This window comes from Pseudaeromonas paramecii, assembly GCF_039540575.1.
Lineage (GTDB): Bacteria > Pseudomonadota > Gammaproteobacteria > Enterobacterales > Aeromonadaceae > Pseudaeromonas > Pseudaeromonas paramecii.
The window spans coordinates 1-23,219 of sequence record NZ_BAABFC010000006.1; the positions used below are offsets into that span (position 1 = coordinate 1).

General features: G+C 59.3%; 18 protein-coding genes and 1 riboswitch. Of the genes, 14 read left to right on the forward strand and 4 right to left on the reverse strand.

Annotated elements, in window-relative coordinates; genetic code table 11:
* Window positions 1-169 precede the first annotated feature (169 nt).
* Entirely contained in the window at window positions 170-295 is a 126-nt protein-coding gene (locus ABD847_RS04105; RefSeq protein WP_345010331.1) for a hypothetical protein, read from the reverse strand.
* Between the two features lie 450 nt (window positions 296-745).
* Window positions 746-833, forward strand: a riboswitch (cyclic di-GMP riboswitch).
* Window positions 834-911: 78 nt separating this feature from the next.
* On the opposite strand from ABD847_RS04105, the gene ABD847_RS04110 reads away from it, so the two are divergent.
* The 10 genes from ABD847_RS04110 to ABD847_RS04155 all read left to right on the forward strand — a co-directional run bounded on the left by ABD847_RS04110 (window position 912) and on the right by ABD847_RS04155 (window position 12,795).
* Complete coding sequence (locus tag ABD847_RS04110; protein ID WP_345010333.1) at window positions 912-2,216, forward strand: putative bifunctional diguanylate cyclase/phosphodiesterase; 1,305 nt, start codon at window positions 912-914, stop codon at window positions 2,214-2,216.
* Between the two features lie 42 nt (window positions 2,217-2,258).
* On the forward strand, window positions 2,259-2,885 hold the full coding sequence (locus ABD847_RS04115) for a hypothetical protein (RefSeq protein ID WP_345010335.1): 627 nt from the start codon (window positions 2,259-2,261) through the stop codon (window positions 2,883-2,885).
* 86 nt (window positions 2,886-2,971) lie between these two features.
* Window positions 2,972-4,096, forward strand: coding sequence for a 4-phosphoerythronate dehydrogenase (locus ABD847_RS04120; RefSeq protein WP_345010337.1), 1,125 nt, complete (start codon window positions 2,972-2,974; stop codon window positions 4,094-4,096).
* 38 nt (window positions 4,097-4,134) lie between these two features.
* The gene (locus ABD847_RS04125) at window positions 4,135-5,145 is read left to right on the forward strand and encodes an aspartate-semialdehyde dehydrogenase (RefSeq protein ID WP_345010339.1); all 1,011 of its coding nucleotides are present in this window, start codon (window positions 4,135-4,137) and stop codon (window positions 5,143-5,145) included.
* A 191-nt stretch (window positions 5,146-5,336) separates the two neighbouring features.
* Complete coding sequence (locus ABD847_RS04130) at window positions 5,337-7,898, forward strand: FimV/HubP family polar landmark protein (protein ID WP_345010341.1); 2,562 nt, start codon at window positions 5,337-5,339, stop codon at window positions 7,896-7,898.
* Window positions 7,899-7,967: 69 nt separating this feature from the next.
* The gene (truA, locus tag ABD847_RS04135) at window positions 7,968-8,780 is read left to right on the forward strand and encodes a tRNA pseudouridine(38-40) synthase TruA (RefSeq protein ID WP_345010343.1); all 813 of its coding nucleotides are present in this window, start codon (window positions 7,968-7,970) and stop codon (window positions 8,778-8,780) included.
* Between the two features lie 114 nt (window positions 8,781-8,894).
* A complete protein-coding gene (gene accD, locus ABD847_RS04140; protein WP_345010345.1) occupies window positions 8,895-9,752 on the forward strand; it encodes an acetyl-CoA carboxylase, carboxyltransferase subunit beta in 858 nt (285 codons plus the stop codon).
* A gap of 4 nt (window positions 9,753-9,756) precedes the next feature.
* Window positions 9,757-11,013 (forward strand): bifunctional tetrahydrofolate synthase/dihydrofolate synthase, encoded by a 1,257-nt coding sequence (gene folC, locus ABD847_RS04145; RefSeq protein ID WP_345010347.1) that lies wholly within the window; start codon window positions 9,757-9,759, stop codon window positions 11,011-11,013.
* 18 nt (window positions 11,014-11,031) lie between these two features.
* Window positions 11,032-12,024, forward strand: a complete 993-nt coding sequence (locus ABD847_RS04150) for an SPOR domain-containing protein (protein ID WP_345010348.1) — start codon at window positions 11,032-11,034, stop codon at window positions 12,022-12,024.
* Window positions 12,025-12,033: 9 nt separating this feature from the next.
* Window positions 12,034-12,795, forward strand: coding sequence for a Nif3-like dinuclear metal center hexameric protein (locus ABD847_RS04155; RefSeq protein ID WP_345010352.1), 762 nt, complete (start codon window positions 12,034-12,036; stop codon window positions 12,793-12,795).
* Here ABD847_RS04155 and ABD847_RS04160 read toward each other — a convergent pair.
* The gene (locus ABD847_RS04160) at window positions 12,792-14,519 is read right to left on the reverse strand and encodes an ATP-binding protein (protein ID WP_345010356.1); all 1,728 of its coding nucleotides are present in this window, start codon (window positions 14,517-14,519) and stop codon (window positions 12,792-12,794) included. The genes ABD847_RS04155 and ABD847_RS04160 overlap by 4 nt on opposite strands.
* 227 nt (window positions 14,520-14,746) lie before the next feature.
* Here ABD847_RS04160 and ABD847_RS04165 point away from each other — a divergent pair, with 227 nt between their 5' ends.
* From ABD847_RS04165 to speA, 3 genes are all read left to right on the forward strand, one after another.
* Complete coding sequence (locus ABD847_RS04165; protein ID WP_345010359.1) at window positions 14,747-15,106, forward strand: Hpt domain-containing protein; 360 nt, start codon at window positions 14,747-14,749, stop codon at window positions 15,104-15,106.
* 419 nt (window positions 15,107-15,525) lie between these two features.
* Window positions 15,526-16,182: a GTP cyclohydrolase I FolE gene (gene folE, locus ABD847_RS04170; protein ID WP_345010362.1), complete on the forward strand. Its 657-nt coding sequence runs from the start codon at window positions 15,526-15,528 to the stop codon at window positions 16,180-16,182.
* A gap of 621 nt (window positions 16,183-16,803) precedes the next feature.
* Entirely contained in the window at window positions 16,804-18,708 is a 1,905-nt protein-coding gene (gene speA / locus ABD847_RS04175; protein WP_345010364.1) for a biosynthetic arginine decarboxylase, read from the forward strand.
* A 71-nt stretch (window positions 18,709-18,779) separates the two neighbouring features.
* On the opposite strand, the gene ABD847_RS04180 is transcribed toward speA, so the two are convergent.
* Window positions 18,780-18,959, reverse strand: coding sequence for a DUF2496 domain-containing protein (locus ABD847_RS04180; RefSeq protein WP_345010366.1), 180 nt, complete (start codon window positions 18,957-18,959; stop codon window positions 18,780-18,782).
* A gap of 290 nt (window positions 18,960-19,249) precedes the next feature.
* Between ABD847_RS04180 and ABD847_RS04185 the strand changes: the two genes are divergently transcribed.
* The gene (locus ABD847_RS04185; protein ID WP_425568397.1) at window positions 19,250-21,547 is read left to right on the forward strand and encodes an acyl-CoA dehydrogenase; all 2,298 of its coding nucleotides are present in this window, start codon (window positions 19,250-19,252) and stop codon (window positions 21,545-21,547) included.
* Between the two features lie 45 nt (window positions 21,548-21,592).
* On the opposite strand, the gene pyk is transcribed toward ABD847_RS04185, so the two are convergent.
* Window positions 21,593-23,032: a pyruvate kinase gene (gene pyk / locus ABD847_RS04190; protein WP_345010370.1), complete on the reverse strand. Its 1,440-nt coding sequence runs from the start codon at window positions 23,030-23,032 to the stop codon at window positions 21,593-21,595.
* Window positions 23,033-23,219: the final 187 nt, after the last annotated feature.

Genomic DNA, 23,219 nt, shown 5'->3' on the forward strand with positions numbered 1-23,219 from the left:
GCCAGTCTGGACTACCTGCCCCCAATCAGTCGTCTTCAATCCGTGAACAACCTGGTGGGTTTACACAGCTAGCGGATAAAAAAAAGATCAGCCTTGGCTGATCTTGGCGAAAAAGGTGACGACAAAGAACAGATATAAGAAACAACAGATAGTGAAACGGCGCTTGAACCTAAAACAGTTGGGCCAGGGAGAGGCTGAACCATTGCAGCATCAGCTGGACAGCGCCGCCGATGGCCAAGCCGACAATCCAGACTCCACCCAGACCCAGTTTTGCATTGATGGCATCCATATCCATAGTGGGCTCCTACTGATTGTTTTATCCCGTGACTCCAAGATGGCGACCAAACTAGCGATGAGGGATGACAAAAAAGTGACTCGAACAAGACACTTTCGTGATCCGCCCCCAGCCCAAGGACGCCCAGTGGCACAGTGGGTTATTCAAACTGTGTGCCAATTAGAAATTTTGCCGACATGGGCGTTTCGTGGCTAGAAACCAGGTTCAACTGGCATCGTTGTTAGGCAAATGCACCATTTTGGTGCCTTGCGCTGAGTCATCCGGCACCCTGGCGCTTCGGCTTGCTGTGCATATTTAGCCAATAATCTCATCAGACCAGTAGAGGCGATGGGCAGGGATTGCGCGGTTGAAAGGCCTTTCTCTGGCCATGTCGTGGAAAAAAACCGAAAATATCAATGGCTTCATTGTAATTCTCATTCGTCTCCATTACAGTCGGCGCATATTTATGACTGCATGAAATGGCAAACTGTACCGAAAGGTCAGGACGCAAAGCTTCCGGTCTACTCCCCCTGTGGGGAACGATAGCGGGGCCACCAAGGCAAGGTAGGCGCGTGGCGCCCACCGCTTGTTGCGCGTATCTGAAGATCCGTTTGCCTAGCCAAAGGAGTCTTCGGAAGTGCAGAACCCGCTAGGTGGTTGCCCCACCACCGTTCGTTCTCACCTATTGGATCGGCAACAGCTGCTGACGCGGATGGCTTCTTATCTCTCCACACCGCGGATCCCCTCTCAACGTTTTGCCTTCTTGCATTTCAACGTGGCTGGCTTTCGCCAGATTAACGGCCTATATGGGCACGGCGCTGCCGATGCCCTACAGCAGGAGTTGGCGCGTCGCCTGCTCGCCAGCGGGGGGCGTGAGGAGTGGCTCGCCCATCTGGGAGCGGACGAGTTTGCGCTCTTCGTGCCCGATGTCGGCAGGCTCACCCGGGTGGCGGGGCTGGCCCGGCATCTGCAACAACAACTGCAGATGCCCATGCAGGTAGCCGGCAGCCCTATCTCCCCCGTGGTGCTGGTCGGTATTGTGGTGGGGGGGGCTCAGCCGCTGAGCCTGGCGGATCTGCTGCGCGCGGCGGATTATGCGCTGAGCTGCGCCAAGTCGCGCAAGGCCGGGCGACAACTGTTTGGTCGACGGCAGGCCAGGGGCGCGGCGCGCAGCCTGGTGATCCGTCGTGAGTTGGCCCAGGCCATCGCCGATGGCAGCCTGGTGGCCCACTATCAGCCGGTACTGGATGGCCGCAGTGGTCAGGTGGTGGCCGTGGAGGCCCTGGCCCGCTGGCAGCATCCGACCCTGGGCACCGTGTCGCCGGCCGAGTTCATCCCGGTGGCGGAGGAGAGTGAGCTGATCGAGCGCTTGGGGGAGACCATGCTTCGTCAGAGTCTGGCCATGCTGGCCAGACTGAAACAACCCCAGCTCAAGCTGCACGTCAATCTGGCTACCCGTCAGCTGTATGGCCAAGCGTTGCCCTCGCTGTTAGCCCGTTTGCTGACACTGCATCAGCTTGATCCCCGTCAGCTGGTGCTGGAGATCACCGAAAGCCAGTTGATGCAGGCGCCCGAGCAAGCCTTGGCGCAGATGCAGCGCCTGTGTCAGTTGGGGGTGGGGTTGGCGCTGGATGATTTTGGTACCGGCTATTCGGCGTTGCACTGTCTGATTAGCTTCCCCCTGACCATTCTCAAACTGGACCGCTCCTTGATCCAGGCGGTACCGGATTCACCGCGCGCCTGCACTCTGCTGCGGCATATCCGTCAATTGGCGGCAGATCTCAATCTGATTGCCGTGGCCGAAGGGGTCGAGACCGCTCGGCAACAACACTGGCTGTTGGCGCAGAATATCCCCCTGATACAAGGCTTTGTCTTCTCCCCGGCGGTGGACGAGTGTAAGCTCGTGGCCATGCTGGGCAATGGGATGCCCAACCCGCAATAGTGACGGTTTGACTCAACCGTCAGGTTGATGAAGGGGAGAAACATGACCGGCTGGTGCAAGATGGCGCTGCTAACGTTGCTGCTGGGGCACTCCTTGACCCTGTGGGCCAAGCCCATCTGGCATCTGGATAAGTCCTGGCTGGCTGAGCGTGGGCTCTTGGTACAGGATGCCCCTGTGTTTGCTGCCTTGTTGGCCACCGCCGATGAGGCCGCTGTGCTGTCGGCCTGGGCGGCCCCTCAGGAGCCCGTGGTGGTGCCGGTGGCACACCAGATCCGGGCCGGTGACCCTGTGTCCTTGATGTTCGTGCTGGGCGGTTGTCAGGCCAACATGACGGGTCATTGTGATGTCCAGGTGCAGATGCTGATCAGCCGACCGGACGGCTCCGTTTACGTGGAGCCCCAGCCCTTTGCCGTCTGGCAGGGGCCGCCGCCCACCTCGCGCGACGGTGTGCAATTGGGGCAGGGCAGCCTGCGGCTGACCTTCGCCACCGATGATCCTCCCGGGGAATATCTTGCCGTTGCCCAGTTGTGGGACAAGGTGGCAGATCGGCGTCTGTTGCTCAAACGGCCGTTTGTCTTATTGTCAGCCGAGCCTGACGCCGTGACCTCATCGGCATTGGCCACCTCTGCTGCGGCGTCCACGACTGCACAGCCGTCGGCTCAGCCCTGATTGATGGGCCAGGGGCTGCACTCGCGAGGCGGACGTCCTACAATTGCCCTGCCCGTTTTCCATTGTCTAAGTCCCTAGGACACAACATGAAAATCATCGCAGATGAAAACATGCCCCTGGTGGAGCCCCTGTTTGCCGATTTCGGTGAGCTCACGCGCCTGCCCGGTCGGCAGCTGAGCCCGGCCAGCGTGGCCGAGGCCGATGTCTTGCTGGTGCGCTCGGTGACGCAGGTGGACGAGCGGTTGCTCAGCCAGGCGGCCCATCTCAAGTTCGTCGGGTCGGCCACCATTGGCACGGATCATGTGGATCAGGCCCTGCTGGCGCGGCGAGGTATCCGCTTTGCCAGTGCCCCGGGCTGCAACAAGATTTCGGTGGGGGAGTATGTCATCAGTGCCCTGCTGGTGCTGGCGGAGCGTCACCAGCTGCATCTGTCTGGCATGACCCTGGGGGTGATTGGGGCGGGTAATACCGGCACCGCCGTGGCTGAGCGGGCCCTGGCCCTGGGCATGCAGGTCTGTCTGTGCGACCCGCCGCTGGCCGATGCCGGGGATCCGCGGGAGTTTGTGCCGTATGAGGTGGCCTTGTGCTCCGATGTGGTGAGCTTCCACGTCCCCCTCACCCGGGAGGGGCCCTATGCCACCTGGCATCTGCTGGATGAGGCGGCCCTTTCTGTTCTGGATGGCGAGCAGATCCTGATCAACGCCTGCCGGGGCGATGTTTGGGATAACCAGGCCCTGCTGGCTCGCCAGCTGGGTGCGGATCCGCTGCGTCTGGTGATGGATGTCTGGGAGCAGGAGCCGGATCTGCTGACCGCCCTCATCCCCCATACTGAGCTGGCGACGCCCCATATCGCCGGTTATAGCCTGGAAGGCAAGATGCGTGGCACCTACCAGATCTATCAGGCATTTTGTGACTGGATAGGTCAGCCGGCGCAACAGCCCTTTGCCCCCTTGCTGCCGAAACCTGCGCTGGATCGGCTGGCGCTGCAGCAGCTGCCGGATCAGGATTTGCTCAAGCGTCTGGTCCATCTGGTTTATGATGTGCGCCGGGACGATGCGCTGTTTCGCCATGGCTTCACCACGCCGGCGGATTTCGACCGCTTGCGCAAACATTACCCGGAGCGGCGGGAGTGGTCTTCGCTACACCTACTGGCGGCCGAGGGCCGCGAACACTTGGCGGCGCTGGGCTTTAGCCTGGCTACGCCTGCCTGATCGTCTGATCGAAATGAGCCTGTAATAAGGAGACTGACATGAGTCAGCAGTTTGATATCGCGCTGCTGGGGGTCGATACCCTGGTGGGCCAAACCCTGCTGGAGTTACTCGACGAGCGTGATTTTCCCTGCGCGCGCCTCTTCCCCCTGGTCAGTGAGGCGGGAGAGCTGGAAAGTGTGCGCTTTTCTGGCAAGACCCTGGCGGTGCAGGAGGCGGCCGCGTTCGACTGGAGCCAGGTGCAACTGGCCTTCTTCATGGCCGGCAGTGCGGCCACCGCCCGCTGGGCCGAGCAAGCGGCCGAGGCGGGTTGCCTCGTCATCGACAACAGCCTGCACTATCGTACCGACCCCTCTGTGCCCCTGGTGATCCCGGAGGTGAATGGCGACTTGCTGGCCGAGGCACGGGGTCGGAATATCGTCGCCAGCCCCACCTGCATCGTCACCGAGCTGATGATGGCCTTGAAACCCTTGCATGATGAGGCGGGTATCGCCCGGGTCAATCTGGTCAGCCTGCAATCTGTGTCCGGCTCGGGCCAGGCCGGGGTAGACGAATTAGCCCGCCAGACGGCGCAGTTGCTCAACGGCCGACCGGTGGAGCCGAGCGCCTATGCCGGCCAGATCGCCTTCAACCTGTTGCCCAGCATAGATGCCGTCCAGGAGGATGGGTTTACTCTGGAGGAATGGCGGCTGGCCCAAGAAACCTGTCGGATCCTGGGAGATGACAGCATAGGCGTGAATGCCACCTGTGTGCGGGTGCCTGTGTTCTTTGGCCATAGCCAGGTGGTACATCTGGAGACCCGCTACCCGGTCAGCCTGGAGGAGGTGCGCCACTGTCTGGCGCAGGTGCCGGGCTTGACCTTGGTGGACGACGAACTGGTGACCCCGGTGACCCATGGGGTCAATGATACCCAGGTGTATCTGTCGCGCCTGCGGCAGGATCCCACCCATCCTCAGGGGCTGGACTTCTGGCTGGTGACGGACAACCTCCGCAAGGGTGGTGCCCTCAATTGTCTGCAACTGGCAGAGGCCTGGATCCAGCCGCAGCACTGATGTGACACGGGCCGCATCTAGCGGCCCTGTTTTCATCGATAAATATCTGCCAAATCAAAATTTTCCTAAAATCCTTCCAGACCTTATCTGTGCTTTGCCCCCTAGAATGCCCGGGGTGGCTGGTTTATATTGCTGCCATGCAGACAAGGCTCATTTGATGTCAAATGGGGCTCAATCACGAAGGAACGATTATGGGATTACCTGTCTCCCGTCTGGCGCTGGCTGTGGCGCTTTGCCTGGAACTCTCGGCCACCGTACAGGCCGCCCAGCAGTTCGATGAATTCTATGTCGAGATCAAAGGCCCTGACGCACCGGCGCCGGCCCCCAGCCTGATCCCCAAACCCGTCGCCCAGCCTGCAGCTGTACAACCTGGACGGGCACCATCAACGCCCAACCGCACCACGCCGACCGCCAGTTTCTTGACCACGCCACGTGCGGCGGCGGGCACCTATGGCCCGGTACGCAGTGAGGACACCCTCTGGTCCATCTCCCAGCGCAGCGTGCCAGGGCAGGGCGTCACCCTCTATCAGACCCTGATGGCCATCTACCGCAAGAACCCGCAAGCCTTTGCCAATGGGCACTTGAACTCGATTTACAAGGGCGCCATCTTGCAGCTGCCGACCCTGGAGGAAGCCCAGGCCGAGAACGATGCGGCGGCCCGCGAGGCGGTGCGGACCGGGCGGGTGAGCTCTGCCTTGCTGGCGCGTTCCACCGTGGCTGTCGCACCCAAGGCACAACCCGAGCCCCAGCCGCAAGTGGCCGCGGTTGACCAACCTAAACCCCAGCCGCCGGCTGAAGTGGCCAAACAGGCCCCCATTGAGGTCAAGCCGGAGGTCAAACTGACGCCGGAAGCCAGTACCCTGACGCCAGCCAAGGTAACTGAACCGGTGGCGGCCACACCGGCAGCGGAACAAGGGGTTGAGGGCAGCAAGATAGAAATTCCGTCCCAAGGGGAGTCCACTCAGGTGGACGCTGCCGTCAAGGCGGTGGTGGGGGCGGCGAGTGAGGCTGTGTCCACCGGCACTGCCTCCACCGCGGATCAGCTGCAATCCCAGCTGGGTGAATATGAAACCGAGATTGCCCAACTGTCCGAGAATAACAACCGCCTCAAGCTGCGGGTCCAGGAGCAGGATGCTCAGCTGGCGGATCTCAATAACCAGCTGCAACTGCAGGCCCAGTTGCAGGAGCAGGTCGCTCAGTTGCGCAGTCAGCTCAGTGAGCTGCAGGCGAATCAGCCTGCGGGCGAACCGACCAAGGGCTTCTTCGGTCAGCTGCTGGCGTCGCCGGTCAATCTGGTGCTCATCATACTGCTGCCCATTTTGTTGATCTTGGCACTGGGTAGCCTCTGGTTGCGGGCACGGGCCATGCGTGAGTTGCAGGCCCGTGAAGCTGAGTTAGCGGAGTCCACCGCCTTGCAGATGGAGCAGGATGCCAGCCAGTATGACCAGCTGTTGACCGCAGGCATGGCGCCGCTTGAAGAGATGCCCGATCTGGAAACCGAAGATGAGACCCTGAGTCCGGCGCCTTCGTTGGAGAGCAGCCTGGATGAGGCGGACTTTGCGTTGGGCGATGTGGATCTTGATGTGGATCTGAGCGAAGAGACCGCACCGAGCGTGACTCAGCTGGATGAGGCAGATGAAGATCTGCTGCCACTCGGAGAGGCGCCCCACAGCCAGGTCGATGAGGATGAGCTGGCCCTGAGCGGTCTGGATCTGTCGTTGCCGGATGATGATGCCGATCTGCGCGACATTGAGTTACCGGATCTGAGCTGGCGCGAATCGGCTCCGCAGACTGACGAGTTGGACGATGAGTTTGTCGCGCTGAATGACGGCGACGACAGCCTGGCGGATGCTGACGATCTCCTGGCCCAGCTGGGCGTGACGGAGCAGGTCGCCGAGCCTGAGCTGGAGCTGCCGGAACTTGATGAGGAGGGTGAACTGGATCTGTCCTCCTTCGATGAGGCTTTGGCAAAAGAGGCTCCGCTGGAGGCGATGCCCCAGGCAGCAGACTCTGAGCAGGAGAGTTCTGCACTGGAGGGCGAGGATCAAGCCCTGGCGGTGGAAAGCAATTTTGAAGGACTGGACCTCAAGGGGCTGGACGAGCTGGATCTCCCTGAGGAGGCGGCGCAGGCCGAGGCCTTGGAGTTTGAGCCGCTGACCCGGCCAGAAGCGCCGGAACCAGCCGCCCCCTTGGCCGCCAGTACGGCTGACATCACCCTGGCTGAGCCGGCCGCTGCGCCTCTAGAGGCCGAGTGGCCGAAGGAGATGAAAACGCCCAGCGTAGAGGAAGAGTCGCTCCGCCAGTTGGCCGAGCAGTTCGGTACGGCCCCGGCCTCGGAGCAGGCGGCAGATTGGTATAGTCAGGACGCTGAGATTGAATTGGCACCGCATGAGACTGCGCGGCTGGATCAGGCCAGCGAGCCGGTTGCGCCTACGCCGGTAAAGGCGAAGGAGCCTTTCCTCGAGATTGACGAACTGCTGGCCGAAGCGGATGCCCAAGGCAGTGCCGAGGGTAAGGAGATCGACTTTGATCTGGATACCGGCCTGGATGATTTTCCAGATCTGCTCTCCCAAGGCAATGATGTGGACGTGGATGCCGATGATGGTGGTGTGGGTGCCAAACTGGATCTGGCCCGCGCCTATCTAGAGATCGATGACAAGGAGAGTGCCCGTGAGCTGCTGCAGGAGGCCCTGGCCCAGGGCAATGCGCAACAGCAGGCGGAGGCAGACAAACTGTTGAAGCGGCTAAGCTGAGCGAGGCGTGGCTTCACTCCAGGGCGCGATTTCGTATAATCGCGCCCTGTTTCTTTTTAGGGGGCAAAGATGCGAATCGCATTAGGCATCGAGTACGACGGTAGTCGCTATTATGGCTGGCAACGACAGCGAGAGGTGATCAGTGTCCAGGCGGAACTGGAGCGGGCGCTCTCCCGTATCGCCGATCATGCCGTCGAGGTACAGTGTGCCGGTCGGACCGATGCTGGCGTGCATGCCACCGGTCAGGTCATTCACTTTGACTGCCAGCAGCCCCGTAACCTGGCGGCCTGGACCCTGGGGATGAATGCCAATCTTCCGGCGGATATCGCCGTGCGTTGGGCCAAGGCGGTGCCGGAGGATTTCCATGCCCGCTTCTCTGCCACGGCGCGTCGTTATCGCTATGTCATCTATAACGATAACCTGCGTCCCGGGATCCTGGGGGCGGGGATCAGCCATTATCATGGTGAGCTGGATGTGCCTGCCATGCATCTGGCGGCGCAGCAGCTGCTGGGAGAGCATGACTTCAGCTCTTTTCGTGCCGTGCAGTGTCAGTCCCGCACCCCCTTTCGTAACCTGACCCACGTGGCCGTGTTTCGTTACGGTCCCTATGTGGTGGTGGATATCCGCGCCAACGCCTTCTTGCATCACATGGTGCGCAATATCGTTGGCAGCCTGCTGTTGGTTGGACGTGGCGAGCGCCCCGTGACCTGGATGGCGCAGCTGCTGGCCATGCGAGATCGGGAGCAGGCAGGGGCGACCGCCAAGGCGGGTGGCTTGTATCTGGTGGATGTCACCTATCCGGAAACCTTTGCCCTGCCGCGACCCAGTCTGGGGCCCTTGTGGCTACCGGACAATGAACCGGGTATGACCAGTTTTCAGTAAACAATGTCAGCCATTTATGGTTAAATCGTCCGTTAGCTAGGCGTCAGGGCGCAGAGTGAGGCTTAGGTCTCACTGCATCAAGGCGCCATCCCAACAACTACATGAAGGTATTTCATGAGCTGGCTTGAGAAAATTCTTCCTAAGAGCGATAGCTCCCGTCGGCATAGCATCCCCGAAGGTGTCTGGACCAAGTGCTCCGCCTGTGAGCAGGTGCTCTATCGGGCCGAAGTGGAGCGCAATCTGTGTGTCTGTCCCAAGTGCGATCATCATATGCGCATCACTGCCCGGGCCCGTCTGGAACGGTTGCTGGATGCCGAACATCGCAGTGAGCTGGGTACTGAGCTGGAGCCGCAGGATGCGTTGAAGTTCAAGGATTCCAAGCGTTACAAGGAGCGCTTGCAGGCGGCGCAAAAAGAGACCGGCGAAAAGGATGCCCTGGTGGTGATGAAGGGCCTGCTCAAGGGCGTGCCCGTGGTGGCCTGTGCCTTTGAGTTTTCCTTCATGGGCGGTTCCATGGCCTCCGTGGTCGGGGCCCGGTTCGTGCGCGCCGTGGAAGAGTGCCTAAAGGAGCGGCGTGCCCTGATCTGTTTCTCTGCCTCCGGCGGGGCCCGCATGCAGGAAGCCCTGTTCTCTTTGATGCAGATGGCCAAGACCAGTGCTGCCTTGAATCGTTTGTCCGAGGCTGGCCTGCCTTATATTTCGGTGCTGACCGATCCCACCATGGGCGGTGTGTCGGCCAGTCTGGCCATGCTGGGGGACATCAATGTGGCCGAACCCAAGGCCCTGATCGGCTTTGCCGGCCCGCGGGTCATCGAGCAGACGGTGCGGGAAAAGCTGCCGGAAGGTTTCCAACGCTCCGAATTTTTGCTGGAGAAGGGGGCCGTCGACATCATCATAGATCGCCGTGAGATGCGGGATAGATTGGCTCAACTGGTGGCCAAGTTCATGCACACTCAGGTGATTCAGGATTGATCCTGTGAGTCAGACATCCTTGTTTCAAAGCCAGTCGTTGGCCGACTGGCTTTCTTATTTGGAGCAGATCCACCCCAAGACCATCGATCTGGGCTTGGAGCGGGTGGGCACTGTGGCTCGCCGCATGGGGGTGGATCGTCTGCCCGGCAAGGTGATCACCGTCGGCGGAACCAACGGTAAAGGCACCACCTGTGCCATGCTGGAGTCCATGCTGGCTGCCGCCGGCTATCGGGTGGGGGTGTATGCCTCGCCCCACCTGCTGCGCTATAACGAGCGGGTCCGCATCGACGGCGACTTGGTCAGCGACGCGGCACTGTGTCAGGCCTTTGCTCAGGTGGAGCAGGCCAGAGGCGAACTTTCTTTAACCTTTTTCGAATTTGGTACCCTGGCCGCCCTGTGGCTGTTTCGCCAGGCCGCTCCGGATGTCACCCTGTTGGAGGTGGGATTGGGGGGCCGGCTCGATGCCACCAATCTCATTGATGCCGATGTGGCGGTCATCACTAGCATCGCCTTGGATCACTGTGATTGGCTGGGGCCGGATCGGCAGAGTATCGCGCGGGAGAAGGCGGGGATTTTCCGGGCCGGCCGGCCGGCCATCTCGGGCGAGCCGCAACCGCCTGCGTCCTTGGAGGAGCAGGCGCTGCTGCGTCAGGCGAACCTACTGCAAGTGGGTCGTGACTATCGTATCCGTGAGGTCGGAGAGACCTGGTGCTTTGATGGGCTTGGGGTGAGCTGGTCTGAGCTCCCGGTGCCGGTGCTGCCCTTGGTCAATGCCGGGACTGCGGTTGCCGCCCTCCTGAGTCTGGGGCTGCCGGTGAGCCGCGAGGCGGTGGCAGAGGGGTTGCGTGCGGCGCGTTTACCAGGCCGCCTGCAACAGGTGCGGCAATCGCCCGGCGTCTGGGTGGATGTGGCCCATAATCCCCACGCGGCCGCCTATCTGGCGTCAGCCTTGCAGCGACAGCCTCATTTCGGCCGTCGATTGGCGGTGGTGGGCATGCTGCAGGATAAAGACATAGCCGGGACCCTGGCGCAGCTGGAGGAATGGGTTGATGTCTGGTTTATTGCCGATCTTCATGGGCCTCGGGCTGCCAGCGCGGCCCAATTGGCCGCCTGTCTACCCGCATCAGCCCAGTTGAGTTGTCATGCCGATGTGGACTCGGCCTATGGTGCCGCCTTGGCGGCTGCCGGGCCACTGGATATGATCCTCGTGTTTGGTTCTTTTTATACGGTTGCCGATGTGTTGGCTCGCGAGCAATCTTAAGCGAAATAGGGAGTTGTCTTGGCTTCACAATTTCAAAACCGCCTGATAGGCAGCGTGATTCTGGTATCCCTCGGGGTTATCTTCTTGCCGGATATTCTCACCGGTAAGCCCAAGACCCCTACCGTGCCGGTGGCGGCCATCCCCTTGCAGCCTGAGGCGACGCCCTTACCCCGCCCCGAGGCCCCCAGTGAGGCCCAATCCCTGGTGGCGGCGGCCCCCGCTGCACCTGCACAGACCGAAGCCTGGCAGATGGAGGAGGTGGCCGCTCCTGTCACCCTCAATGGCCGCGAGCCAGATGCCAATCAGGTGGTGCCGGCCGGTACCGTTGTGGCGGCGGCCCAGTCTCCGCAACCTGAACCGGCTAAAGCCGTAGAGACCAAACCCGCGGCCACCGTTGTGACGGTCGCGGCTAAGCCTGCGCCGGTTAAGCCGGTTGACAGCCAGCCGCTCACTGCCAAGACCCCGGTGGCAAAGCCCCAGCCGGTGGCACCCACGACCAAGCCGGTTGCCGAGCCGGTTCAGGCCGTGGCGCAGGCCAAACCGGTTGCCAAGCCTGCCTATGAAATCAAGCCGTTTGCCCCCGAAAGCAAACCGGCGGTCCCGGCGAAGCCGGCGGTCAATAGCACAGCCACCGCCAGTGTCGCCAGCGGCAATCGAAGCAGTGGTGGGGTTGAGGTGGTCGAGGCGCAGCCAACCATCAGCAAGCCGGCGGTCAGCAGTGTCACCAGCCGACCGGTTGCGACTAGCCCCAGCATGGCAACTTCCGGTAGCAGTTGGATCATTCAGCTGGGGGTATTCCAGAATGGGGACAATGCCCGCTCCCTGGTGAGCCGGTTGCGTGCTGCCGGCTATCCTGCGGGCATTCAACTGGTCAACCATCCTCAGGGACTGCTGCACCGGGTGGTTGTTGGGCCAGACGTGTCTCGTGCTCGACTGGAGGCCATGCTGCCCAAGGTCAATCAGGCTGGCGGCACCGCCGGTAAGATCATCGCCTATAGCCCGGCAGGGTAGGAGCCAATCATGATCACCAACCTGGCATTGGAAGCAGCATTAGACGAGTTGCTGTCTGTCCGTCGTTACAAGGACTATGCCCCCAATGGCTTGCAGGTGGAGGGGCGGCGGCCCATTCGCCGGCTGCTCACTGGTGTCACGGCCTCACAGGCTTTGTTGGACGAAGCCGTAGCTTGGCAGGCTGATGCGGTATTGGTTCATCACGGCTATTTCTGGGGCAATGAGCCGGCCGCCATTCGCGGCATGAAGAAGCGTCGCCTGCAGACGCTGTTGGCCCACGACATCAATCTGTTTGCCTATCACCTGCCCTTGGATGGTCATCCTGAGCTGGGCAATAACGCCCAGCTGGCCCGCCGATTGGGCATAGCCTCTGTGACCACACTCCAGCCTGAGGAGCCCTCCTGCCTGATTTTCTGTGGGGAGCTGCAGCTACCTGTGACGGGAGAGCAATGGCAACAACATCTGGTCAATGTATTGGGCCGTGATGTCTTGTATGAAGCGTCACCCTGTGGGCGACCCATTGAGCGCCTGGCCTGGTGCACAGGGGGGGGGCAAGGGTATATCCAACAGGCCGCCGAGGCTGGCATGGATGCCTTCATCACGGGAGAGGTCTCTGAGCAGACCATTCATGTGGCTCGGGAGTTGGGGATCCATTTTTTTGCTGCCGGTCACCATGCCACGGAGCGCTATGGGGTTTGGGCGCTGGGCGACTGGATTGCGGCTCAGCATGGCATTGAGGTGCGCTTCCTGGATATCCCCAACCCGGCTTAGCGCGGATGACGGGGTAACCAGATTAGAAATTCTGTGCCCTCGACCGAGCTTGAGTTGCAGGCGATGCGCCCACCCAGCAAGTGAAGAACCAGCTCATGGATCAGGTAGAGACCTAGTCCGGCAGTTTGGCTGTCGTGGCTGCTGGTGAAGGGTTCAAATAGGTGTTCCTGAATGAGATGCGGGATGCCGGTGCCGTTATCTCGATACTGAATCTGTATCTCATCACTGTCCAACACCTTGATACTAATGATGATTTCCCCTGGTTTTTGCGGGGAAAAGGCATAGCTTAAGGAATTTTCAATCAGGTTGGCGAAGATACGTTGTATGGCCAGCGGATTGCCGTGTAGCAGCAGATCATGTGGGCCACGAATGTAGAGTGTGTGCCCTGCTTCATTGAGTTCTTGTGCATAATGGTGTTGCATTTGCAGTAACAGTTCATACAAGTTGATATCTTGCTGCTCGCACATCTGGACATCGGCCACAGCCTCAATACGTGATGAGACCAGCTGCCAGGCCTGTTGCACCGCTCCATGGCTGCTACTTATGTCGTCGGCACAGCCTATTGCCAGTTGACGGAGCTGCTTCCTATCCATGCTGGATCGTTCCAGTTGTTGCTGTATCTGCTGCTGCTTTGCGCCCAGTTTGTCCAGAATTTGTCTAAGGTGGCTCAGGCGGGGGGCCAGCTCACTCCACAGGGCTGAGAACTCGGTGGCGACTGCGGTGTTTTTTGCCTTTTGGAACAGTTGATTGTGTACCTGCTGCACCTGACTCAAGGTCTTTTCCAGACGCGCCACCTTGTCGTAAGCGGCCTGACGGCTTTCATCCAACTGCTGGTATTGGCGTTGCAGGTGATCCAGCATGTGGTTAAAGCCAAGGTTGAGCTGGTGAAATTCCCCGGAACCGGTAAAGGGGAGGCGGAAACTGGCATCCCCCAGGACAATGCGGGCAAAGGCATGGCTGAGGTAGTTGAGACGACGACGCAAGAAGATGCCAATCACCCACCCCTGCAGCAAGATAAGTCCCAGCGTCAGACCGACGAACACCCCGATCTGTTCAATGTTGGGGCGGCTGGAGGGTAACGGACTGCTTAGATACAGTGTCCAGTCGAACACTGTCTTATCCCAGTAGTAACCTTGTTGCCGATTCGCCTGATAGCCATGGGAGGTGCGAAATACGATCGTGTCGATGCCGGTACTCTTGCTCATGGGAAGCTGGATCAGCCGACTGTTTACGCCATTGAGCGTGATGACGCGGTCTTCAAGGGGGTAGAACAGCTTAACCTGATGACCCTGACCATTGATCTGACGAAGCATGGTCGGCACGTTAAAGATGAATAGGCGTAGTTTGCTGCCCTGACGTTGACAGGCAAACAACTTGAGCTGCTCGGGTTTCAGGGATTGGGTGGCAAACTGGGGTTGCGGCTCGCAGCGATAATCCTCCAGTGGGGGAGCGGAGCCACTGCCCTGCCAGCGGCCTTGCACTTTCTCCCAGTAACCGCTGAGGACAGGTGGTAGCGGCGCATCCAGATGTGCCGCTGCTATGGCCCCGTCGATCACCAGGCTCAGTTGGTGATTTAACTGTTTCCAGCTCTGTTGAAGCTGCGGTGCCAAGCGCTCGGCAGGCCCATCGCTGAAATGCAGCATCAAGGCGCTGAACATCAACCAGGGCAGCAATCCGGCCAACATAATGCTAAATCGGATCTTCTGACTGAACGATAAATCCATCAGCAACCTCGGTAGCCGAGAGTAGGTCAGGGGAGTTTCACTTGCTTCTAAGCATAAGATGCTTTCGTCGGCGTGCCACCGAGCTTTGCGTGGCGATGACCACCAGGATACTTTATCCTATATGCAAATGAGGCTGAGCCAGCATGCTTGCATGGGCTCATGATCAACATAACGCTGACGCAATCAGCCCCACTAAAGTGTGGGAATTATAAGCACGGGAGTTAACCATGGAGTGGATCTCACGAGAGGTCTTTGCTCGTCTTGGGCAGGACACGGGTGAAGAGCTGCTACCAGCACTGGTTCAGATCTTTGTAGAAGATGGGCAGCAAAATTTGTTGGCCATCGATAATGCCCTGGCCAGTCATGATGCAGAAGAGCTTTGCTTGCTGGCTCATACCCTCAAATCGGTCTGCGCTACCTATGGTGCCTTGGTTTGTCGCGATCATGCGCAGAGTCTCGAGCAGGCTTGTAGACGGCGTGACTGGCTGATCATCCAGCAATGGGTCACCCAACTTAAGACCAGCTTACCCCATAGCCTAATGGCGATTCAGGACTTGGTGAGCGAGCCTCGCCTGATGCAGGGATAGTGGACTCTATTGCTCCTGATTGCTGGCAACAGATAAAAAAAATGGTCAACCCTAAGAAGTGTTGACCAAACTTCAGCAATAAGCCGAAGAGAGCACGGGATAAAACTGGTTTACTCCTTCATATATGAAAATTGCGTGCCAACTTTTTTAGGGCTGGTTTTGCACGTAAATGCCTAGTTATTGCACCTCAAACGTAAGATCGTATTAAGCAGAGCCATTTGGATTTGCATTTTGCAAATTGGGTGTCATTTGCATCGTTGCAGATTGCAAATTGATGACACGAAAAAATTAAGTAACGAGTCAGGTGACGAGGAAGGCTATAATGCTCGCCGGTTTCGGTTCCCTGGGTCTAAGACCAGGGTTCCCTGGACTTGATGCGCAGAACTGTCGCGCATGCTGTTTGGTGCTGGAGAGATGTAATGAGCGAGCTGAGTCAAGAAGCCCTGCTGGTCCGTTCTGCGTTGGAGTCGAGAGGACTAGAAACCCCACGACTGGAGAACGGTCTGACGGCCGAGCAAAAGCGGCGGCAGATCACTGCCAGCATGGAGCAGATCATGCAGGTGCTGGGGTTGGATTTGACCGACGATAGCCTGGCCGAGACACCCAAGCGCATCGCCAAGATGTATGTGGATGAGATTTTCTCCGGATTGGATTACGGCGCCTTCCCCAAGATCACCGTGATCGAGAACAAGATGGGCATGGATGAGATGATCAAGGTCAGTCGCATCAGCCTGACCAGCACTTGCGAACATCATTTCGTCACCATTGATGGCTACGCCACCGTGGCCTACTTTCCGCGCAAGAAAGTGATTGGCCTGTCCAAGATTAACCGTATCGTTCAGTTTTTCGCCAAACGCCCCCAAGTGCAGGAGCGGCTGACCCAGCAAGTGCTGGTGGCTCTGCAGACGCTGCTGGGCAGTGACGATGTGGCCATCAGCATCACGGCAACCCACTATTGTGTGAAGGCCCGGGGAGTACAGGATGCCACTAGCGTTACCACCACCACGGCATTGGGGGGCTCCTTCAAGACCAATGCGGCCACACGGCATGAGTTTCTCACCGCCGCTGAGCGTTAAGCTGCGGCAGACGCATTCCAGTCATTATCAATGAGCCCCGCCAGGGGCTTTTTATTTTCTGTGATTGCATAGGCCTTCTGGACGCTCTGTTTGCCAAGCCCCTTGTTTTATCGGCAACAGCCTCACGATTGACCAAAGAGCCTCCGTCATCCTGGATTATTGTGCTATTGGTCTGCTCTGGTAAAGGGTAATACCTGGCCACCAATACCTCTGACAATGAAAAGATATGCACTTGTAGTGAACTGCTAATCAATTATTCCAAATATCAATCTTTTCATGGCGGATCTGACGGTTTTTTCCCTTGGCGTCGAGAAGGCAGACTGTGTACACTCCGCCCAAAAGCATGTGGTTGCAGCAAAGCCCCAAGGTTTTATCCTTGGGGCTTTGCCTTTGCGGGGCTGACAGCGGTGCTGCAAGGGGCAGATGCGATATGCTCAACGTATTCGTTCATCGTCCGTGTCGGGGGATGGCGATAGGTCGCAAGACCGGCCTTAGGCCGTTTGCCTTTTGATGTGCAGCGGCTCTTTGTACCAGCGTGCTCGCGGTGTTCTGCCCGAGGAGGTTGGATTAGATTGGCAGTAATGACAGCCGGATTGGCTGTCTTATTGTGAGGCATTCTCCATGACGAATTGGTCCGCTTCGGACGCCCTGAAGGTGTACAACCTGCCCTACTGGGGCGGTGGTTTTTTTCATTTGGATGAACAAGGACAGGTAGTGGTGGCGCCCGACAAGAGCCGTCCCGACTGCCGTATCGTGCTCAAGGATGTGATTGAGCAACTCCGCAGCCAGGGCTATGCGGCGCCTGTGTTGCTGCGTTTCCCCGACATCATCAAGAGCCGGGTCGACGCGCTGTTTGGTGCCTTCCAGCAGGCCATCGAAGCCTATGGTTACGAAGGCCAGTATCAGTGCGTGTATCCCATCAAGGTGAACCAGCAGAACCAAGTGCTGGAGTCCATCACCCGTGCCTATCAGGATAAGCCTCGCCTGGGACTTGAGGCCGGGTCCAAGCCCGAGTTGTTGGCTGTCTTGTCCCACCGTCATGCCCGTGGTTCCGTCATCGTCTGCAATGGCTACAAGGATCGGGAATACGTCCGCCATGCCTTGCTGGGCAACATGATGGGCCACAAGGTCTACATAGTGGTGGAAAAGACCTCCGAGCTGGAGCTGGTGCTCTCTGAAGCCGCTAATCTGGGCGTGGAGCCCTGCATCGGCGTGCGGGCGCGTCTGGCCTCTCAAGGCTCAGGTAAATGGCAGGCCAGTGGCGGCGAGAAGTCCAAGTTTGGTCTGAGTGCCGCTCAGATCCTGCGCATGGTGGAACGCCTGCGCCAGGAGGACAAGCTGGGTTGTCTGCAGCTGGTGCACTTCCATCTGGGGTCCCAGATCGCCAATATCCGGGATATCCAGGGCGGGATCCGCGAGTGCGGTCGCTTCTACGCCGAACTGCGTCGTCTGGGCGCAGACATTCAGGTGGTGGATGTGGGGGGCGGCCTGGGGGTCGATTACGAGGGGTCTCGTTCCCAGAGCCACTGCTCTGCCAACTACAGCCTGCGGGAATATGCCAACAACGTAGTCTGGGGGATCGGCGATATCTGCCGCGAGTTTGAGCTGCCCCATCCCACCATCATCAGCGAGTCTGGCCGGGCCCTGACCGCTCACCATGCTGTGCTGGTTTCCAACATCATTGGGACCGAGACGGTGCAACAGCGGGAGCTGGATCCGCCGGAAGAGACGGCGCCCTTGCTGCTGCAGAACATGTGGCGCAGCTGGGAGGAGCTTAACGACGAAGATCCGGGCCTGCTTGAGATATTCCATGACTCCGTCTCCGATCTGGCCGACGTGCATGCCCAATACACCATGGGCTTCATGAACCTCTCCGAGCGGGCCTGGGCTGAAGAGCTGCATATCAACCTGTGCATGCGGGTGAAGGAGCTGCTCAATCCGGTGAACCGTCAGCACAGGGCCATGCTGGATGAACTCAATGAGAAGTTGGCCGACAAGTGCTTTGTGAACTTCTCCTTGTTCCAGTCGCTGCCGGATGCCTGGGGTATCGATCAGATCTTCCCTGTCATGCCGTTGACTGGGCTGGATCGTCCGCCGGTACGCCGTGGCGTGGTGCTGGACATCACCTGCGACTCCGATGGCATGATTGATCATTATGTCGATGGGGTTGGGGTGGAAACCACCCTGCCGATGCCGGAATTCGGGCCGGATGAGACCTGCTACATGGGCTTCTTCCTGGTGGGGGCCTATCAGGAGATCTTGGGTGATCTGCACAACCTGTTTGGTGACACCCACAGTGCCGATGTTTGTCTGGATGCCGAGGGCAAGCCGGTGATCAGCCATATCACCAAGGGGGATACGGTAGACAACCTGCTGCGCTACGTGAACATCAATCCGGATCGCATCCGTCACAACTATCGCCGTCTGGCCGCCGACTTGTCGGTGGATGAACAGATCCGGGCCGATCTGCTGGCGGATCTGGAGGCGGGGCTGCAGGGCTACGCCTACCTGGAAGATGACGAATAACCCTAAGCGGGTTGAGAAATCAAAGGGACCTATGAAGGTCCCTTTTGTTTTTCAGGCCAAGCCAGTGCTGTCTAAGACGGCGGCTGTTCTTCCGTCGGACGGAGCTGCTCGGCCTGCAATTTGTGCTCGTAATCCCGTTTGACCAGCGCCAGGGCGGCCAACACCTGAGCGGCGGGGATCTGGTTTTCTTCGAGCCACTGGATGATATCCACTGCCAGCTTGACTTCGACGGGGGCATTCGCCAACGACATCTGTACTCCTTAGCTAAACGACAGACAAAAAAAAGCCCAGATAACAGGGAAGCTAGCTGGGCAAAGACTTAATGCTTAATTGCAGTGGCACTTATATAGAGTGCTGTTTGTCGCAAAAAGTTCGCCTACAGCAGAAAAAAAGACAAAAAAAACTCTGCCATCGCATCCTGTGCCTTACTTATCACATAGCTACTGGTCAAACCACTCATTTGCTCGGTGACCGGACGGCACGCCAGACGCGCCTGTGCTGGTCGCCGTTCCCGCCAGGGGAGGGAGGCTGCATGTTATCCATTCTGCTGCTGTTGCTGATTCTGGGCATCCCGCTGTCCATCTGGCTACACAGGCCCTGGCGCCTGCAGCTGGTAAGCCGTCCGCTGATGGGATATCTGGCACGAGCCATGCCGCCACTGTCGGCCACCGAACAGGAAGCAATTGACGCCGGCTCAGTCTGGTGGGAGGGACAGCTTTTCGGCGGTCAGCCGGATTGGCGCCAGTTGATGGATCTGCCCAAACCCAGCCTGAGTGAGGAGGAGCAGGCCTTTTTGACCCATCAAGTCGATGAGCTTCTCTCACGCCTGGCTGCCCTGCCAGGCAATCCCAACCAGGTGGACTTGCCCGATGAGATATGGCGCTATCTGGCCCAGGAGGGTTTCTTTGCCCTCATCATCCCCAAGGCCTATGGCGGGCGCGAATTTTCTCACTATGCCAACTCCCAGATTGTGGCGCGCATTGCGGCAGCGAACTTGAGCGCCGCTGTCACCGTCATGGTGCCCAACTCCCTCGGGCCGGCGGAGTTGCTGTTGCACTATGGCACTCAGGCTCAACAAGACTATTGGCTACCTCGGCTGGCCCGGGGCGAAGAGATCCCCTGTTTTGCCCTGACGGGGCCTGAGGCAGGCTCGGATGCGGGTGCCATTCCCGATCTGGGGGTGGTGACGCGCGGCCAGTGGCAGGGCAACGAGGTGATCGGGATCCGACTGAATTGGAACAAGCGCTATATTACCCTGGCGCCCCGGGCTAGCGTCATCGGTCTGGCCTTTAAGCTCAACGATCCCGATCATCTGCTGGGTGAGCAGGAAGAGTACGGCATCAGCTGCGCCCTGATCCCGGCTAATTTGCCTGGTGTTCAGATAGGGGATCGCCATTTGCCCATGGGCCAGCGCTTCTTGAATGGTCCCATTCGCGGTGAGGATGTCTTCATTCCGCTGGAGAGTCTGATTGGTGGTATCGAGTGGGCCGGTAAGGGCTGGCGCATGCTGGTGGAGTGCCTGAGTGCCGGACGAGGCATCTCCTTACCTGCATTGGGCACCGCCTGTGGCCAACTGGCCTGTCGCACCAGTTCGGCTTATGCCTTTGTGCGACAGCAGTTCGGTCAACCTATCGGTCGTTTTGAGGGGGTACAGGAGTCGCTGGCACGCATTGCCGGTCTTAGCTACCAGATGGATGCCGCACGACAACTGACCACCACGGCGCTGGATCTGGGGGCCAGGCCCGGGGTCGCTACCGCCATTGCCAAGTACCACATCACCGAATCCGCCCGTCGTTGCCTGCTGGATGCCATGGACATCCATGCCGGCCGCGCCATCATGCTGGGGCGCAGCAATTATCTGGCCTACCACTACATGGGAATTCCCATCGCCATCACGGTGGAGGGGGCCAATATCCTCACCCGTAGTCTGATGATCTACGGTCAGGGGGCAGTGCGCTGCCATCCGTTTCTACGTCAGGAGATGGCCTGCCTGCAGCAAGCAGAGGGGCTGGCAGAGTTTGATGGGCTGCTGCGCCAGCATGTCTCCCGCTTTGCGCGCCATCTGCTATTGACGCTGGTCTCGGGGTTAACCCTGGGGCGCTTGGACTCCGCTCCCAGCAAAGGGTATCCGGCGGGCTATTATCGCCAACTCACGCGCATGAGTCGGGCGCTGGCCTTAACCAGTGATCTGGTGATGTTGCTGCTGGGGGGCCGGTTAAAACGTCGCGAGCTACTGACCGCCCGCCTTGGGGATTGGTTGAGCCAGCTGTACCTGGCCTCGGCGACCCTTAAGCGCTTCGCTGACGAGGGGAGCGCAGAGCAGGATCGCCTGTTGCTGGATTACGCCATGCAGCACAGCCTGCAGCAGATAGGGCTCGCCGTGGTGGGGGTCTGTGCCAATCTTCCTTGGCCATGGCTGGGCTGGCTTTTAAAGCGCTGGATCTTCCCCTTTGGTAATGGTTATGCCGGGCCCAGGGATCGACTGATTGCCCAATTGGCACAGGCCCTCTTGATACCCGATGGGCTACGTCAGCGACTGCTGACATTGCATCATTGCCCACAGCAGGAACAGGATCCCGTGGGGCGGGTGGAGCTGGCTTTTATGCAGTTGTACGCCGTCGCACCGCTCCATGAGCGGCTACAGCAGGCGCAGAAACAGGGGCAATTGCCCACCAAGGTGCCCATGGCCAAGCTGATTGAGCCGGCGCTCGCCCTGGGATTGCTAAGCGCAGCCGAAGCGGCTGCTCTGCAGGAGGCCGAACGATTACGTTATCTGGCACTGCAGGTGGATAGCTTTGCGGCCAGTGACTTGGAACGGGGCGCGTGGCCCGGGGGATAACAAAACGCCCACCTTAGGGTGGGCGTTTTCATCAATCACGGCGGATCACTCGACGGTGATCAGCTTGCAGGTATTGGTGCTGCCAGTGGTTTCCAGTTTGTCACCGTGGGTGACGATCACCAGATCCCCGGCTTTGACATAGCCCTTTTCCTTGAGCACGTTCAAGGCGTCCAGACAGAACTGCAGCACCGGCAGGCTGTCATCGCCATCGTAGAATACCGGCGTGACGCCGCGGTACAGGCTGGCCCAGTTGAGGGTCTGCTGATGGCGGGACATGGCAAAAATCGGCAGACCAGAACTCAGGCGGGACATCAGCAAGGGCGTGGTACCGGATTCCGTCATGGTGACGATACCCTTGATGCCGGCCATGTGGTTGGCGGCATACATGGCGCTCATGGCCACACACTCCTCGATGGAGTTGAAGGTGTAGTTCATGCGGTGGTTGGAGACGTTGACGCTGGGGTGCTTTTCGGCACCCAGGCAGACGTTGGCCATGGCATTGACGGTCTCGACCGGGAAGTCGCCGGCGGCGGTTTCGGCGGAGAGCATGACCGCATCGGTTCCGTCCAGCACGGCGTTGGCCACGTCCATCACCTCGGCACGGGTGGGCAGCGGCGCCTTGATCATGGACTCCATCATCTGGGTGGCGGTGATCACCACACGGTTCAAGCGACGCGCGGTGCGGATCAACTTCTTCTGCACCCCCATCAGCTCGGAATCACCGATTTCGACCCCCAGGTCGCCCCGGGCCACCATCACCACGTCGGAGGCCAGGATCACATCTTCCATGGCTTCATCGGAGGTCACGGTTTCGGCACGTTCCACCTTGGCGACAATCTTGGCGTTACAACCGGCTTCGCGGGCCAGCTCACGGGCATAGTTAAGATCGGCACCGGAGCGGGGGAAGGAGACCGCCAAGTAGTCCACCGCCATGGCGGCGGCGGTCTTGATGTCTTCCTTATCCTTGTCGGTCAGGGCCGGGGCGGACAAGCCACCACCCTTCTTGTTGATGCCCTTGTTGTTGGACAGGGGGCCGGCCACGGTCACACAGGTGAAGATGCGACTGCCTTCCACCCGCTCAACTTGCAGTTGTACGCGGCCATCATCCAGCAGCAGCACATCACCGGGAACTACATCCTCCGGCAGCTGCTTGTAGTCGATGCCGACCTGTTGCTGATCCCCTTCGCCCTTGCCCAGGTTGGCGTCCAGGATGAACTTGTCGCCCAGGGTCAGGTAAATCTTGCCGTCCTTGAAGGTGGAGACGCGGATCTTGGGGCCTTGCAGATCCCCCAGAATGGCCACATGGCGACCCAGCTTGGCGGCCAGCTCCCGAACCTGATTGGCCCGGGCAATATGGTCTTCGGCGGCGCCGTGGGAGAAGTTCATGCGAACCATGTTGGCACCGGCCTTGATGATGTTCTCCAGAACACCCTCACGGTCGGTGGCTGGACCTAGCGTGGTCACGATCTTAGTGCGTCTTAACATCTTTCACTCCAGAGTAAAGGTTGTATGAGCATGAAAATCAGAGACGGCATGAGCGACAGGTGCGGGCATTACCCAGAGTTACACCATTACTGCGCAATGTTAAAAACCGTAACGAATAGGCGGATTCTACACGAAGGCCCCGGCTTGCGATACCGCGGGGGAGGGAGAAAAAACGCCTCCCGAAGGA

What these genes read in the sequence shown, in the direction of transcription:
- pyk (WP_345010370.1), bottom strand. Translation starts at nt 23,032, where the DNA reads ATGTTAAGACGCACTAAGATCGTGACCACGCTAGGTCCAGCCACCGAC.
- ABD847_RS04120 (WP_345010337.1), top strand. Translation starts at nt 2,972, where the DNA reads ATGAAAATCATCGCAGATGAAAACATGCCCCTGGTGGAGCCCCTGTTT.
- ABD847_RS04160 (WP_345010356.1), bottom strand. Translation starts at nt 14,519, where the DNA reads ATGGATTTATCGTTCAGTCAGAAGATCCGATTTAGCATTATGTTGGCC.
- ABD847_RS04115 (WP_345010335.1), top strand. Translation starts at nt 2,259, where the DNA reads ATGACCGGCTGGTGCAAGATGGCGCTGCTAACGTTGCTGCTGGGGCAC.
- folE (WP_345010362.1), top strand. Translation starts at nt 15,526, where the DNA reads ATGAGCGAGCTGAGTCAAGAAGCCCTGCTGGTCCGTTCTGCGTTGGAG.
- ABD847_RS04130 (WP_345010341.1), top strand. Translation starts at nt 5,337, where the DNA reads ATGGGATTACCTGTCTCCCGTCTGGCGCTGGCTGTGGCGCTTTGCCTG.
- ABD847_RS04105 (WP_345010331.1), bottom strand. Translation starts at nt 295, where the DNA reads ATGGATATGGATGCCATCAATGCAAAACTGGGTCTGGGTGGAGTCTGG.
- ABD847_RS04155 (WP_345010352.1), top strand. Translation starts at nt 12,034, where the DNA reads ATGATCACCAACCTGGCATTGGAAGCAGCATTAGACGAGTTGCTGTCT.
- ABD847_RS04165 (WP_345010359.1), top strand. Translation starts at nt 14,747, where the DNA reads ATGGAGTGGATCTCACGAGAGGTCTTTGCTCGTCTTGGGCAGGACACG.
- accD (WP_345010345.1), top strand. Translation starts at nt 8,895, where the DNA reads ATGAGCTGGCTTGAGAAAATTCTTCCTAAGAGCGATAGCTCCCGTCGG.
- ABD847_RS04125 (WP_345010339.1), top strand. Translation starts at nt 4,135, where the DNA reads ATGAGTCAGCAGTTTGATATCGCGCTGCTGGGGGTCGATACCCTGGTG.
- speA (WP_345010364.1), top strand. Translation starts at nt 16,804, where the DNA reads ATGACGAATTGGTCCGCTTCGGACGCCCTGAAGGTGTACAACCTGCCC.
- truA (WP_345010343.1), top strand. Translation starts at nt 7,968, where the DNA reads ATGCGAATCGCATTAGGCATCGAGTACGACGGTAGTCGCTATTATGGC.
- ABD847_RS04180 (WP_345010366.1), bottom strand. Translation starts at nt 18,959, where the DNA reads ATGTCGTTGGCGAATGCCCCCGTCGAAGTCAAGCTGGCAGTGGATATC.